A 14,285-nucleotide genomic window follows, 5' to 3' on the forward strand; every position below is an offset into this window, starting at 1 on the left:
ATTTTAAGAAGAAAATCTTATGGCCAAACGCCTAAATTCATGTAGGAAACGGCAATTTTATCAATCGAATTTACGAAAGCTGCCGTTCTTAAAGTCTTCACTTCTGGCTTATTGATCAATGTCTCTCTAATTTCGCGGTAAGAGTGGATCATTGTGTCTTCTAAACCTGAATTTACCAACTCTAACTCAGACGCTCCTTTAACAATCATCAAACGGTTCTCAGCAGGGATCGTTTTTCCTGTTAAGGTTTCTAACGTGTTAATTAAGTTTGCGTTTGAGTTTTCCGCATAGCGATTTTCCATACGGCCAAAAGCTACGTGAGAAAGGTTTTTTAACCACTCGAAATAAGAAACAGTTACACCACCAGCATTGCAATACATATCTGGGATGATGATACCGCCCATTTCTGTGAAAATTTCTTCAGCTTCTGGCGTACAAGGTCCGTTTGCACCTTCAGCAATAATTTTTGCTTTGATGTTGCGTACGTTTTCTGCAGTAATTTGATTTTCTAGTGCAGCAGGTACTAAGATATCGCATTCTTGCTCTAAACCTTCTTTTGAGCTTTTGAAATCTGTTGCGCCCGGGAAGCCCAATAAAGAACCTGTGTTTTTGCGGTGAGCAAATACCTCGTCAACGTTTAAGCCATTTGCGTTGTAAATTGCACCTTCGTATTCACAGATACCCACGATGGTACCCCCAAATTCTGTAATAAATTTAGCAGAGTGATAACCTACGTTACCTAAACCTTGAACAATAACTCTTTTGCCGTCTAAGCCAGCAGTAAGACCTAATTTCTTCATGTCATCAGCGTGACTTACGCACTCACGAACTGCATAGGCAACACCACGACCAGTTGCTTCTTTACGACCACGGATCCCGTGTAATGCGATAGGCTTACCAGTAACGCAACCTAATGCATCTAAAGAACCTGGGTTCATAGTCATATAGGTATCGGCAATCCAGCTCATTTCGCGTTCGCCCGATCCGTAATCAGGAGCAGGAACATCGATACCAGGACCGATAAAATTTTTCTTGATTAACTCGGTTGTATAACGACGAGTAATCGTTTCTAGCTCGGCAACAGTATAGTTTTTTGGATTGATGCAGATACCGCCTTTTGCACCGCCAAACGGTACATTTACGATAGCGCATTTATAAGTCATTAACGCAGCAAGAGCCATTACCTCGTCTTCGTTCACCATATCGCTGTAACGAATACCACCTTTGGTAGGGCTCATGTGGTGCGAGTGCTCCACACGCCATGCGTCAATTACTTCAAAACCGTTTCCTCTACGAATAGGGAATTGAAAACGGTATACACTGTTACATGCTTTAATTTGCTCTAGTAAACCTTCTGGATGAGAGGTAAATCTAGCAGCGGCGTCAAAGTTCTTACACACATCGGTGAAAAAACTTGTTTCATTTGCTGTACTAGCCATTTTTTGTATTTTTTGGTTTTATGCTTTTACGGGTGCAAAATTGCAGTAAAATAAACCATTCTTGCAAGAATATTTTTCTTAGTGTATGGTACACACTATAACATTTAGGTTCAAAAAAATGTTTCTACAGCGTTTAAAATTAGTTTTTGCGGTCAGATTTTTTTTCTAACAATTTCAAACGTCTGTCTAAGGCAAAAAGATAAACAAGCAAACCGACCAAAATAATCACAATACAAATCACTACAATGTAAATTTTTCCATCGGTACGTAACTGATCTGCCATCTCAATATCGTTGTTTTGAGCTAACAAATTAAGTGTAGAAAAAAGTAAAATAACTAGAGCCAATATCTTTTTCATTATAGCGTGTTTTGTTTGTTTTCTAAAGTTTTTGTTCTAAAACGAAGTGTGTAAACCCAATAGCCTATCAATATCCATCCCAAGCAAGCAGGATAAAATACCATACGCATTCTACTATCTAAATCGTAACTATTAAAGCCCGGATTACCACCGTTGCCGGGGTGTAAAGAGTCTTGTAAACGTGGTAGTACAAAAAGTAGTACTATCATCATCGGGAAAGCAAAAATATTATAGATAGCGGCTATTTTGGATCTTTTTTGTTCTTCATCAATTGCATTGCGTAATACAAAATAAGCAAAGTATAACAGTAATGAAATGGCTGCGAAATTCTGTTTGGGATCGAAACTCCAAAATTGCCCCCAAGTAAATTTTGCCCAAACAGCACCCGTCACAATTCCTAAAATGCCGAATATAATACCAGTATTTGCACTTTCTACCGCTCTAACGTCATCAGCTTCGCTTTGCGTGCTTAAAGACCTTACGCTATACCAAACCGAAATGGTGAAAAGAACTACCATAGCGAACCACATAGGTACGTGGAAATATAAGTTTCTGATTGTTTCGTTGAGGATAGCCAGCCTAGGTACTTCCAACAATAGTCCGGTAATTGCGGTGTAAACTACTAAAACAGCGGCTAAAATTTTCCACCAGGATTTTTGCATAAGGTTGCTAAGTTGTTGTAATATTTTAAATGTTGAAAGGTTGTAAAGTTGGAAACTGCCAACTGAAAACTGCCAACTGAATTTAATCTCGCCAAAGGTAAGGAAATAACAATAAAGCAACTGTCATTACTATTACATTTATCACTGCTAATAAGCCTATTTCATCTAAACTTACAGATCTGTCTAATCCATCTATTGCATTTTTAGCAAACTTGATTAATACAATAAGTACAGGTATGATAATTGGAAAACTCAAAATTGCCATTAACATACCGCCATTGCCAGTTTTTGAGGCAATTGCAGATACCATAGTAAAGATGGTAGCGAAACTTAAACTGCCCAAAACAGCGGCGAGTAAGTACATTAAAATGTCGATATCTTTGCTTGGTTCGAAAACGAGGCTGTAAAATGCCAATGCGATTACGGTAAGTAACATCATCAGCAAGCTATTGTAAATGGTTTTCGCAATGATAAGCGCCGCCGGGCTAACTAAAGTGTAGATATATAATTGCCTACCTCTACTTTCTTGTAAAAAACTTTTTGCAATAGCATTGATAGAAGCAAACAACATGATGATCCAAAACAAGGCATTCCAAGTTATCTTTTCAACCACCTGAAACGACATGAAACACACAAAAACGGTAGAAACTACGTAAAGTAAAACGCCATTTAAAGCATATTTAGAACGCCATTCTAAAATGATTTCCTTCTTAATAAGATGTTTTACTTGTTGAGCTAGTTGCATTTGCGCAAAGATACAATGATTTACGATTTTAGATTTACGATTTTAGATTTTGACAAGAATCTTGGAAACTATTGTTTTAAGTTAGGTTAACTGATGCAAACTTGGTTTTGTAATTCCATTAATAGCTGCGTCATTGCCAGCTCGACTGGCAATCGTAATGTGATAAAAGTATACGGTAACTAATTAATCTAAAATCGTAAATTTTAATGTGAATGTCCTGCATAGAAACCGATTAGGGCAATACCGATACCCAATAAAACGGCCACCATTTTACGTTTATTGATTTTATGGTCTGCACTTGATTCAAAAAGAATTGTTGTTGAAATATGCAAGAAGATACCAATCACAATGCCCATAATCTTATTGAAATAAGCCTCAATACCACCAATTGTGCCATTACTTAAGCCTAAGCTTACCCAATAGCCTAGCGGAGCCATAATGGCAAACAAAGCAATATGGAAAATAATAGCAGACTTTTTAATATGGTTTTGAACCAAAATGCTAGCTAATGCAAACGCAGCGGGAATGTGATGTAATGAAATTCCGAAAATTAGTTCGTTGTGTTGGTCTTTTGCTAATGGCATACCTTCTAAAAAAGCATGCAAGCAAAGGCTAATCATAATTCCGTATGGAAAAGCCGAGCCGTGGTGATGTTTATGGATATGTCCGTGCTCAATTCCTTCAGAAAACTGCTCTAAAAAAATCTGCAGTAAAAAACCAATAAGAATGTAGATGCCAATTTCATGGCTGTCGGAGCCGTGATAAGCATCGGGAATGAGGTGTAATACGGTTACTGCAAATAGGTAAGCGCCACTAAACGATAGGATTAGTTTTAAAAGCTGAGATTTGTCGTTCTTCACTAAAAAAATACCCAAACCTCCTAAAAAGGCAGAAAAGAATAAGATCAAAAACTTCCAAAGTTCCATTTGAGTACAATTATAATTTATCAACAGAAGTGGTGTCTACGATAGTCTGTTTTAAAACCCTCTTTTCAATTGTTCTGTAAACTAAAAGTGATATTAAGCCTAACGATATTCCTAACAGCATTCCGAAGGAAACATCTATCGGATAATGAACACCTACATAAACCTGTGCAAAACTAATGGATGCAGCCCATAATATCCCGATAGGCAAAATTGCTTTCCATTTTCTGTAGAAAACACCAATTAAAAATACAGCAATGCCAAAATGATTGGTAGCATGAGATGAAGGAAAACTTTTACCGCCAGGGCAAGGCACCCGATGGATGATCTGATCTGACAGTTTAATTTCGTTGCAAGGTCTTATTCTTCCAACATGAGGTTTAATGAGTTTAGCTGAAATCATATCGCCCAAGGCAAAAGCTAATAATATGCCTCCAATAATTATCAAGCCGTTTTTTTTATACTGGCGGATACAAAAGATAACGATAAATAGATACAACGGTGCCCAAAAATAACGGTTGCGTAACAAAGGCATTATCCAATCGAAAAAGCCGTTACTTAAACCTCGATGTATTTTTAAGAACAATTCGGTATCAAATTGTAAGAGCTCTTGCATCATGCTTTTTTACATACTAAAATTAAGCGGTCAGATTTCAATTCGTCAAATTCTTCTAGGTGGTACCCGCCAAATTTCTCGATAATTTGCAAGCCACTTTTTTCGAGCATGGTTTCAAAGTCATTCAGCAAAAATGCTTGCACACGCTCTTCGAAAGCGTAATCTTTTAACCTATGTTCAAAGTTAATATGCTTAATGATTTTTCCTTCAGACACGAACTTGCTGATATGAAATTCTATTCCATCAATGGTTTTAATTTCTTGATGGGTTAAGTTTTTAAGGATTTTCTGTGTGTTAAAATAATCGATTACAAATGTGCCGTCGTCTTTAAGACTTTTTCTAAAAGCTTTTAATGCGTTTACATGGTCTTTTTCTGTTTCGAAATAACCAAAGCTTGTAAATAGGTTTAAGGCAATGTCAAAATAATTGATGTACGACAGCTTGCGCATATCATGCACATAGAAATGCAAGTTCTTTTGTTCAAACTGCTGTGCGTATTTGATGTTTTGCTCAGAAAGGTCGATGCCAGTAACGTCATATCCTTTTTTGTTCAAATAGATAGAATGTCTGCCTCTGCCACAAGCAATGTCAATAATCTTGTTCTCTGCTTTCGGTTTTAAATGCGTTACCAGATTATCAATCAATAATTCAGCTTCTTCGTCATTTCTATTGCCATAAAGAATATGATAGTATGGCGAATTAAACCAATATTGAAACCATTTGCGCTGCATTTATCTCTCTTTTTAATGATTTACAAATATATGGTTTTGCTGCTTAATGCAAGTGATTTGCAAAAAAGTTGTTTTCAAAGTTGAGCTAAATACGTTTTGCTACAGATACACAGATGAAATATGTATAAAAGTTTATAAAATTGAATTTTTGTGACTAAAATTTATTGTAAAACGATAATATTTCTGTTCAATCTTGTTAACCTGAGTTCGATTATTAAATATGCCAAAACAAGCCGTTAAAGCTAGTCCCGAATTAATTTCGGGAGACGGAGTGCAAATTTAGCGTCACCTCCGATATTCGGAGCAAGCTCTGACCACGCAGTAGCTGCAAAGCAAATTTATTTACCTTCGGTGAGCTCGCCAAAGCTCGGTTTACTGCGTAGCTTTCCACTTCGCTACAGGTTAGGGTCGGTGTTACAAATAGCCCATCATCATACTATATAATCAACGGAATAATAATCGAACTTAAAAATCTGTGCATCTGTGGTTAAATGCACAATAGCATAATGTAAATAAAAAAGGCCCCCCTAATTATATAGGGAAGCCTCGAATTAATGTGGATACTTTAATTTATTTGATGATTTTTTTGCTTAAAGTTCCTTCTGCTGTGTTTAAACTTAAGATGATTAGACCTTTAGCATTAGTTGACACAGTAACTGTATTGTTGCCTTCTGCAAGTTTTACAGCTTGTGTGGTAATTTTCTGTCCAGTAACGTTGCTTGCGGTAATAGTTCCTGTAGTAGCCTTTGATGCATAAACGTTAACAGTAACACCGCTTGCTGTAGTAGCTGTAACTGTTAGTTCGTTACCATTAGCAGCAATTTTAGCAACTTCTACGCTAGATTTTTTTGAAGTACCATCATTATCTACACTTACTAACTGATAGTAGTTGTTGCCTTTTACTGGAGAGAAATCGGTATAGTTGTAAGTGCTACCAGAGCCAGTAACTGTTACTTTTCCAATTGAAGCAAAACTACTGCCATCGGTAGAACGGGTTACATCAAAATGTGAAGCATCTGATTCTGTAGCAGTAGTCCATTTTAAACCAACTGAGCTGCCGTTGCTTTTAGCTGTGAATGAAGTAAGTTCTACAGGAAGAACAGCATCGTAATGAGTTCTAAATTCTGCAAGCATAGTGTTTGCATTATTGCCAGATTCTGTAATATCTAGCTTTATATAACGAGCATTAATGGTAGTTCCTAATGGTCTACTTAATTGTGTATTTTCATTTTCTAATGCAAAAGTCTGAGGTAAGGTAGTCCAAGCATCTCCACTATTTACTTTATAAGAAACTGTAAAAGCTTTGAAATGTCTATTGCCGTTAGGATTTCTATTCAGAAATGAAAGTTTATTAATAGTTAATGTTTGCAACATGTCATATTCTAGAGTAACAGGAATTTGATTCGAAGGGAATGGAACTGCCGTCCCTTGACTAGTAGCATCACCTGCATTATATCTCGTATGCCAGTAAGTTGTAGCATCGTTATCAATTGTAGCTGCATAACCAACAGCGTCACCAGTTCCACCAATTCCTTGCGTGTTATTTCCAGTTGCTACCCATCCAATGCGAGAATAAGCCGTTGGATCTACAATGCTAGTGGTAAATGGTGCTATTTCTGCTAATTCTCCATTTATGTCTGCGCTATATGTATTTGTTAATTCTACTTGCAGATAACGTCCTGTATGTGTTGTGCTAAAAAAGAAAAGCTGATCTTTTACTTGGTTTACAGCTGTTACTGTGGCAATGTCTGTCCACGTAGTACCGTCATCACTTTTTCTAAAAGTAATGCTTTGTGGCACACGGGCACCCCCACTTCTTGGACGGATCATCACACCTCCATAAGACTGATCGCTTAACATATCTATCGTAAGGATGTGCGGATAAAAGTTTGTTGCTGCATTACCGTAGTTCGAATTCCAATAAGTAGCTGGGTCTCCATCAAATAAACCAGCATAAGGCCCATCGCCACCGTTACCTGAGTTGGCGGTAGCTGTCCACCCGGTGCGGGTTAAATAAGTCGCAAAACTAGGTTCTGCAGATCCTGGCGCTAGCACTTGCGCATTTGCCAGAAATGGTAGCGCCATTAAAATAATAAGTAGAATTTTTTTCATGTCAATTGGTTTAAATTTTTGATTAGTTGAGATATTAAAAATGTTACGTTAAAACTAAAGAGTATTTATTATAGATACTTAATAATATACAACGCAAACGTTTGTATAGCTGTGAGTTGTTATCGTGTTTGATAGTAGTGTTTTGCATTATTTTTAGACGTAAATCATATATTTCTATTTGTAGATGTGCCTTGCTTCAAATAAAAAATAACGCAAACGTTTGATGCTTCTAAAATTTGTTCATCAATTTGGCAAGACTAATTGAGTAGGCGGGTAATTTTTCTTAATTTTGAGCAAAAAATAAACAACTTGACTTTAATTAAATCTATCTCTGGTATTAGGGGCACCATTGGCGGCAAGGCTGGCGATGGTTTAACTCCAATTGATGTTGTAAAATTCACTGCTGCTTTCGGGTCGTGGGTAATCAGCAAAGCTGATAATAAAAGAATTGTAATAGGCCGCGATGCCCGTATCTCGGGAGAGATGGTAAATAATTTGGTAATTGGTACGCTACAAGGTTTAGGCATCGAAGTCATTGATCTTGGTTTATCAACCACGCCAACGGTAGAAATTGCGGTTCCTATGGAAAAAGCAGCTGGCGGAATTATCCTAACGGCAAGTCACAACCCAAAGCAATGGAATGCCTTAAAACTTTTAAATGCCAAAGGCGAATTCATTAGCGATGCCGATGGTAAAGAAGTTTTAGATATTGCCGAAAATTCAGATTTCAGCTTTGCTGAAGTAGATGAAATTGGTGAGGTTAGAAAAGACGATACTTATATCCAAAAACATATTGATGCTATTTTAGCATTACCTTTGGTAGATGTTGAAGCCATTAAGAATGCTAATTTCAAAGTAGCTATCGACTGTGTAAATTCTACTGGAGGTATTTTTCTTCCGCCATTGTTGAAAGCTTTAGGCGTAGAAACTGTTTACGAACTTTATTGCGAACCAAACGGACAATTCCCCCATAATCCAGAGCCGCTACCAGAAAATTTAACTGAAATTGCGAAGGTAGTGCAACAAAAAAATGCCGATTTAGGTATTGTGGTAGATCCAGATGTAGATAGACTGGCATTGGTAAACGAAGATGGTTCTATGTTCGGCGAAGAATATACTTTGGTAGCTGTAGCAGATTACGTACTGAAAAATACGCCGGGCAATACTGTTTCAAATCTTTCTTCTACAAGAGCATTAAGAGATGTAACCGAAAAAGCTGGGCAACAATACAATGCAGCTGCGGTAGGAGAGGTAAACGTAGTAAATCAAATGAAAGCAACTAATGCCATTATTGGTGGCGAAGGTAATGGTGGTATCATCTATCCAGAGTCGCACTATGGTAGAGATGCATTGGTTGGTATTGCTTTGTTTTTATCACACCTAGCGAAGTTTGGCAAGCCAATTTCAGTGTTAAGAGCCAGCTATCCATCATATCATATCTCAAAAAATAAAATTACCCTAACCCCTGATATGGACATAGACGTCTTATTAAAAAAGGTGGAAGAGAAGTATCAAAAACAACCATATAGCACCATAGATGGATTAAAAATTGAGTTTGATAAATCTTGGGTACATTTGCGCAGGTCTAATACCGAACCTATTATTCGTATTTACAGCGAAGCAGAGAATGAAACAACCGCCGAAAATTTGGCGCAAAAAATCATCTCTGATATTAGGGAAGTGCTACAGGCGTAACGAATAGGGTTTGGCGTTAAGCGAAATTAGCAAAACGCCAATCGCCAAACACTTAACGAAACTAACTAACACACACATAAAAATGAAACGAGTTTATTTAGATAATGCCGCTACCACGCCACTAGATCCGGCTGTAGTTGCAGAAATGACCAACGTAATGACCAATTACTTTGGAAATCCATCTGCAATACATGCTTTGGGGCGTGAAGTGAGAACTTTGGTAGAAAAAGCACGTAAAACGGTGGCTACACTGTTAAATGCGGCACCTTCCGAAATCTTCTTTACTTCTGGTGGCACAGAGGCAGATAACACAGCTATTCGTTGCGGAATTGCTGCCTACGGAATTAAGCATGCCATTACTTCTAAAATTGAGCACCATGCGGTAGAACACACCTTAAATATGTTGCTTAAAGATGGCGTTATCGATAAACTCAGTTTTGTTAATATTGATGAAAAAGGTAATGTTGACTATGCTCATTTAGAAGAATTGTTGCAGAACAACGAACGTAGTTTTGTGTCTTTAATGCACGCCAATAATGAGCTGGGCACCTTAACCGATATGGAAAAAGTAGGTGACTTGTGCGAAAAGTACGATGCCATTTACCATGCAGATACGGTGCAAACTATGGGGCACTACACGCACGATGTACGTCTGTTGAAAGCGCATTTCATTGTTTGTGCAGCACACAAACTACACGGACCAAAAGGTGTGGGTTTCTTGTACGTAAATAACAGCATCAAAATTCCACCGATGATTTACGGGGGTGCACAAGAACGTAACATGCGTGGCGGTACCGAAAACGTGTATGGCATTGTAGGCTTGGCAAAAGCGTTAGAAATTGCGTACACAGAAATGGAAGCGCACCAAAAACACGTACAAGAGCTAAAAGATTATATGAAAGCTCAGCTAATTGCCGAAGTGCCAGGCATTGCCTTTAACGGCGAAACCGATGCAGATAAAAGTTTATACACGGTATTGAATGTTTCTTTCCCAGAAATGGATATGGCAGATATGTTGTTGTTCAATTTAGACATCAATGGCATTTGCGCATCAGGTGGCAGTGCTTGTTCATCAGGTTCTAACATCGGCTCGCACGTGTTAAACGGTATCAAAGCCGATCCTAATCGCCCTGCGGTACGTTTCTCTTTCAGTAAATATACTACCAAAGAAGAAATAGATTATACTTTAGAAAAAGTGAAGATGGTGGTTAAGCAGAGTGCACTAGCTTAAAAAGCATCAAATCGTCATTGCAAGGCACGAAGCAATCTTAAGGCAGATAAATGCATTTGGAATGTTTCGTGCTTTGTTTTTTTTTAATCTTTTTAGAAGAGCAGGTTCCTGTACTTTTATCTTCCGAAAGTCCTGCTTTCCGCTATTAATCTTTTTGTTTAAGAAATTGCTAGACTTCGTAAGTTTAACTTTCATTTGTTATTGTTCTTAAATGGTAAAGTTGAGGGCTTCGCCGTTTCAAAACTTACGAAGTCTTTTCGTTTTTACAACAAAAAGTGTTTCCGCTTCAATCAGGTCTAATTAATGAAATTCAGTTCTTTTAAACCCAAAAAAAACTGCCTAATTGTATTTTAGGTTCTAGCTCCTTGTACCTGCTGTTTGATATTTGTAATGTCGAACTCTTATCTCAGGATTTTTAATCCTGCTTAAATCGGATTATAAATCCATGGATAGGGCTTCGGGATTGCAAATCCCGAAGAGCAGATAAAACTTAAAGTTCCATTTTCCCTCGTTGGCGAGGACGCCAACGTGAGCCAACAATTGACTAAATTTAGTTCTTCGAGACCAAACCATACCACAATGTCGGGATTTGCAATACCGATTTGTTTAGCTATGGATTTAAAATCCATAATTTAAATTGGCGAGTTCTAAACGTGCAGCTTTCCCACGTTGGCGTCCTCGCCAACGTGAACCAATAAACTATTAAGGCAAAGTTCTGCTTCAAATAAAAACTCCTCAAAACAACTATTTATCGCCAAAACATTAACTAAACTTGCGTTTTTTTACTAGTATTGTATATAGAACCATTGTTGATTATCAACATCAAAACAATCAAACCTTTTATAAACCTTTCGAACCATTATTTATGCATGTAAACAGCACAACCGAGGAAAAGGAAATCGTTACCAAACAAAAGTCGAAACTTGGTGTACGTTTATTTTTCATTTACCTAATCTGCTATGCAGGTTTCGTAGCACTTGGTGTATTTAATTACGAATTACTATCCACAACCGTATTTTCAGGACTAAACCTTGCCGTAGTTTACGGTATCGGGTTAATTGTATTTGCCGTTATTATGGGTATTATTTACAACTATTACTGCACCAAATACGAAGACGCAGCTGAGAAAGGGGATACCAAATGATTTATGATATTTCAGTAACTGCATTAATTTTCTTTTGCATTTTCGTTGGTCTTGTGCTAGGACTATCTTTCTATTTTGGTCGTAAGAAAAGCGACTCTTCATCTTATTACGCAGCAGGCGGGCAAATTCACTGGGCAGTTAATGGTATTGCCTTCGCCGGTGATTACCTTTCTGCAGCATCTTTTCTCGGCATCTGCGGTATGATTGCCATTGCAGGTTTTGATGGGTTTTTATATGCCATCGGGTTTTTAGCCGGCTGGATTGTAGCCTTATTCCTCATTGCCGAACCATTTAAGCGATTAGGTAAATATACCTTTACCGATGCTTTAAACTCTAAATTTAACTCAAGAGCAATCACTTTAGCTGCATCGGTTAGTACCTTAATTATTTCTATATTCTACCTTATTCCGCAAATGGTGGGGGCAGGAGATTTAGTAATGCCCTTGTTAGGTTTACCACATTGGGCAGGAGTAATTTTGGTTGGTGCTATTGTAATTGCTATTGTGGCTAGTGCGGGAATGGCTTCAACCACTTATGTGCAGTTCTTAAAAGGCGGTTTGCTTATTGTATTATCATTAATACTAACGGTATATATCCTCAAAAACGGATTGTCATTATCTCCAGGAACAAAAGACAATCCTTCTCATACTTTTATAGAGTTAGAACCACAAGTAGAAAGTGCTGGAGTTGCTGCGGTGGATGGTTGGGAAGTGCTAAGTCAGCAAGAAGTAAGTAATAAAACCTTTGTGAAACTAAGGCAGAATGGTGTTGAAAGATGGTTTTATTTGACCGAGAAGGATGGGAAACCAACCTTGAAAGAAACTTTAACCATTGTGCAAAAAGCCAATGGTGAGAAACTGTACAATGGAGAAACGAAGGACAAAAGGAAGTTTTACCAAGTTGGTCACCTAAGTAAAATCATCGTTAACGGAAAGGAAGTAGAAAAAACTGGCGCTGTTGGGCCATTTGAATTTCTATCTACCATTAAAGAAAGTGATGTGGTTCGTTTCCTACAGACTAAATTAACAGACGGTACCGATCAGGTTGCTGTTTACTACCCAGAAGTTACTGCAGGTGCTAAATTCATGTTGCCGGGTTTAAAATATAAGATAGGTACAGATGCGAGCCTATGGAGCAAGTTAGATTTTGTATCGTTAATGTTAGCTTTATTTTTAGGTACAGCAGCTTTACCGCATATCCTTATTCGTTACTATACTGTAAAAACCCCTCGTGATGCACGTAAATCAACTATATTAGCAATTGCAGCAATTGGTGGCTTTTATATTCTTACATTATTTATGGGGCTTGGCGCAGCGGTAAATGGCGTAATGGATGTTGAATCTAGCAATATGGCGGCTCCTTTATTAGCAAAAGCTTTTGGTGCAGTGTTGTTTTCGGTAATTTCTGCAGTTGCTTTTGCTACCGTATTAGGAACCGTTGCTGGATTAATTGTAGCTTCTTCTGGCGCTATTGCTCATGATTTTATCGATATTTACTTGAAGAAAAACCTAAACGACGATAACAAAGTGAAGGTAGGCAAAATAGCTGCCGTTATAGTTGGTATTTTCGCCATTTTACTAGGAATGGCATTTAAGGGAATTAATGTTTCTTTCTTGGTTGGTTGGGCTTTCGCTATCGCAGCTTCCGCAAATTTACCAGCAATCTTGTTTTTATTGTTTTGGAAAAAAACCTCGTCCACAGGTATCTCTGCATCAATTGTAGTGGGAATTGTATCCTCCTTGGCTATTATTCTAACTTCACCAACCATGTGGGATAAATATGGGTTAGGTGCCGAAAATGCGATGCATCAGTTGGAAAACCCAGCTTTAATTTCTTTTCCTTTAGCGGTATTAACGGTGTATGTGTTTTCGATGTTGTACCCGAAAAAGGAAGTGAGCGCATTGGTAGAAGCATAAGTTTCTATAAAAGGCAAACTTACTTTCATTGTTTAGAGATTGCTTCGTGCCTCGCAATGACGAAAATAGCAACGTCATTGCGAGGCTCGAAGCACCTGCGGAGCAAGCTTGAATACCGTTGAAAATAATAAAACTAATAAATGAAAAATCTTAAAGCAAAAGTCTATTTAACCCACCTCGGATTACTCTTCAAAACCTTTGCATGTATAGCACAAGAGGTATCATGTGCGCCTGGCAAATAGCCAATACTCATTAAAAACTCACCAACTATTTCTCCACCGGTAAATTTAAACGTCTTTTTAAAGAGTTTAATCCACTCGGTTTTGGTTTTAGGGTGATGATGTGCTAGCCACTTCTCAAAACTGCCGAACTCTTTTTGCAGTTGCAGGATGGTTTTGGCATTTTCAATGGCAGCATTAACTTTTAACTTATTGCGGATAATGCCTGTATCTTGCAGCAACCGTTCTCTATCAGTTTCTGTAAAATTGGCAACCTTTTTAATGTCGAAATTGGCATAAGCTTTTCTAAAGCCTTCTTCTTTTTTCAAAATAGTTTCCCAGCTTAGGCCAGCTTGGTTAATCTCTAAAATTAACCTTCCAAACAGTTCGTTATCATCGTGTATGGGAAAACCATAATGGTTGTCGTGGTAGTTTTGATGTAAAGCCTTACGTTCTTCGGGCTTCATGTTTGATATTGCACTGCAGTAGCTCATA

At 37.8% G+C, this 14,285-nt stretch carries 13 protein-coding genes; 4 read left to right on the top strand and 9 right to left on the bottom strand.

Translation table 11 applies throughout. The features are described from left to right. Positions 1–17: 17 nt before the first annotated feature. From REI64_RS00650 to REI64_RS00685, 8 genes are all read right to left on the bottom strand, one after another. A complete protein-coding gene (locus REI64_RS00650; RefSeq protein WP_308848146.1) occupies positions 18–1,439 on the bottom strand; it encodes a Glu/Leu/Phe/Val dehydrogenase in 1,422 nt (473 codons plus the stop codon). Positions 1,440–1,578: 139 nt separating this feature from the next. Continuing rightward, the gene (locus REI64_RS00655; RefSeq protein WP_308848147.1) at positions 1,579–1,797 is read right to left on the bottom strand and encodes a CcmD family protein; all 219 of its coding nucleotides are present in this window, start codon (positions 1,795–1,797) and stop codon (positions 1,579–1,581) included. Beyond that, the gene (gene ccsA, locus REI64_RS00660; RefSeq protein WP_375141984.1) at positions 1,797–2,459 is read right to left on the bottom strand and encodes a cytochrome c biogenesis protein CcsA; all 663 of its coding nucleotides are present in this window, start codon (positions 2,457–2,459) and stop codon (positions 1,797–1,799) included. The genes REI64_RS00655 and ccsA overlap by 1 nt, the downstream gene beginning before the upstream one ends. A gap of 82 nt (positions 2,460–2,541) precedes the next feature. Beyond that, a complete protein-coding gene (locus tag REI64_RS00665) occupies positions 2,542–3,204 on the bottom strand; it encodes a heme exporter protein CcmB (protein ID WP_308848148.1) in 663 nt (220 codons plus the stop codon). Between the two features lie 203 nt (positions 3,205–3,407). Beyond that, a complete protein-coding gene (locus tag REI64_RS00670) occupies positions 3,408–4,130 on the bottom strand; it encodes a ZIP family metal transporter (protein WP_308848149.1) in 723 nt (240 codons plus the stop codon). A 10-nt stretch (positions 4,131–4,140) separates the two neighbouring features. Continuing rightward, the gene (locus tag REI64_RS00675) at positions 4,141–4,746 is read right to left on the bottom strand and encodes a phosphatase PAP2 family protein (protein ID WP_308848150.1); all 606 of its coding nucleotides are present in this window, start codon (positions 4,744–4,746) and stop codon (positions 4,141–4,143) included. Continuing rightward, a complete protein-coding gene (locus REI64_RS00680; protein ID WP_308848151.1) occupies positions 4,743–5,474 on the bottom strand; it encodes a class I SAM-dependent methyltransferase in 732 nt (243 codons plus the stop codon). The genes REI64_RS00675 and REI64_RS00680 overlap by 4 nt, the downstream gene beginning before the upstream one ends. Positions 5,475–6,044: 570 nt before the next feature. Then, positions 6,045–7,586 (bottom strand): discoidin domain-containing protein, encoded by a 1,542-nt coding sequence (locus tag REI64_RS00685; RefSeq protein WP_308848152.1) that lies wholly within the window; start codon positions 7,584–7,586, stop codon positions 6,045–6,047. Between the two features lie 309 nt (positions 7,587–7,895). On the opposite strand from REI64_RS00685, the gene glmM reads away from it, so the two are divergent. The 4 genes from glmM to REI64_RS00705 all read left to right on the top strand — a co-directional run bounded on the left by glmM (position 7,896) and on the right by REI64_RS00705 (position 13,572). Further along, positions 7,896–9,281, top strand: a complete 1,386-nt coding sequence (gene glmM / locus REI64_RS00690) for a phosphoglucosamine mutase (protein ID WP_308848153.1) — start codon at positions 7,896–7,898, stop codon at positions 9,279–9,281. An 82-nt stretch (positions 9,282–9,363) separates the two neighbouring features. Then, a complete protein-coding gene (locus tag REI64_RS00695; protein WP_308848154.1) occupies positions 9,364–10,512 on the top strand; it encodes a cysteine desulfurase family protein in 1,149 nt (382 codons plus the stop codon). 772 nt (positions 10,513–11,284) lie between these two features. Next, the gene (locus REI64_RS00700) at positions 11,285–11,656 is read left to right on the top strand and encodes a DUF485 domain-containing protein (protein WP_308848155.1); all 372 of its coding nucleotides are present in this window, start codon (positions 11,285–11,287) and stop codon (positions 11,654–11,656) included. Then, complete coding sequence (locus tag REI64_RS00705) at positions 11,653–13,572, top strand: cation acetate symporter (protein WP_308848156.1); 1,920 nt, start codon at positions 11,653–11,655, stop codon at positions 13,570–13,572. Before REI64_RS00700 ends, REI64_RS00705 begins: the two co-directional genes overlap by 4 nt. 163 nt (positions 13,573–13,735) lie before the next feature. Here REI64_RS00705 and REI64_RS00710 read toward each other — a convergent pair whose 3' ends face one another. Continuing rightward, positions 13,736–14,284 (bottom strand): DNA-3-methyladenine glycosylase I, encoded by a 549-nt coding sequence (locus tag REI64_RS00710; RefSeq protein WP_308848157.1) that lies wholly within the window; start codon positions 14,282–14,284, stop codon positions 13,736–13,738. Between the last annotated feature and the right edge of the window lies 1 nt (position 14,285).

Origin of the sequence: Pedobacter sp. (genome assembly GCF_031119335.1) — a bacterium.
Lineage (GTDB): Bacteria > Bacteroidota > Bacteroidia > Sphingobacteriales > Sphingobacteriaceae > Pedobacter.

Excerpts from the sequence above, each read along its gene's own strand:
- REI64_RS00705 (WP_308848156.1), top strand. The coding sequence starts at position 11,653 with ATGATTTATGATATTTCAGTAACTGCATTAATTTTCTTTTGCATTTTC.
- REI64_RS00650 (WP_308848146.1), bottom strand. The coding sequence starts at position 1,439 with ATGGCTAGTACAGCAAATGAAACAAGTTTTTTCACCGATGTGTGTAAG.
- REI64_RS00665 (WP_308848148.1), bottom strand. The coding sequence starts at position 3,204 with ATGCAACTAGCTCAACAAGTAAAACATCTTATTAAGAAGGAAATCATT.
- ccsA (WP_375141984.1), bottom strand. The coding sequence starts at position 2,459 with ATGCAAAAATCCTGGTGGAAAATTTTAGCCGCTGTTTTAGTAGTTTAC.
- REI64_RS00710 (WP_308848157.1), bottom strand. The coding sequence starts at position 14,284 with ATGAGCTACTGCAGTGCAATATCAAACATGAAGCCCGAAGAACGTAAG.
- REI64_RS00655 (WP_308848147.1), bottom strand. The coding sequence starts at position 1,797 with ATGAAAAAGATATTGGCTCTAGTTATTTTACTTTTTTCTACACTTAAT.
- REI64_RS00670 (WP_308848149.1), bottom strand. The coding sequence starts at position 4,130 with ATGGAACTTTGGAAGTTTTTGATCTTATTCTTTTCTGCCTTTTTAGGA.
- REI64_RS00675 (WP_308848150.1), bottom strand. The coding sequence starts at position 4,746 with ATGATGCAAGAGCTCTTACAATTTGATACCGAATTGTTCTTAAAAATA.
- REI64_RS00695 (WP_308848154.1), top strand. The coding sequence starts at position 9,364 with ATGAAACGAGTTTATTTAGATAATGCCGCTACCACGCCACTAGATCCG.
- REI64_RS00680 (WP_308848151.1), bottom strand. The coding sequence starts at position 5,474 with ATGCAGCGCAAATGGTTTCAATATTGGTTTAATTCGCCATACTATCAT.
- REI64_RS00685 (WP_308848152.1), bottom strand. The coding sequence starts at position 7,586 with ATGAAAAAAATTCTACTTATTATTTTAATGGCGCTACCATTTCTGGCA.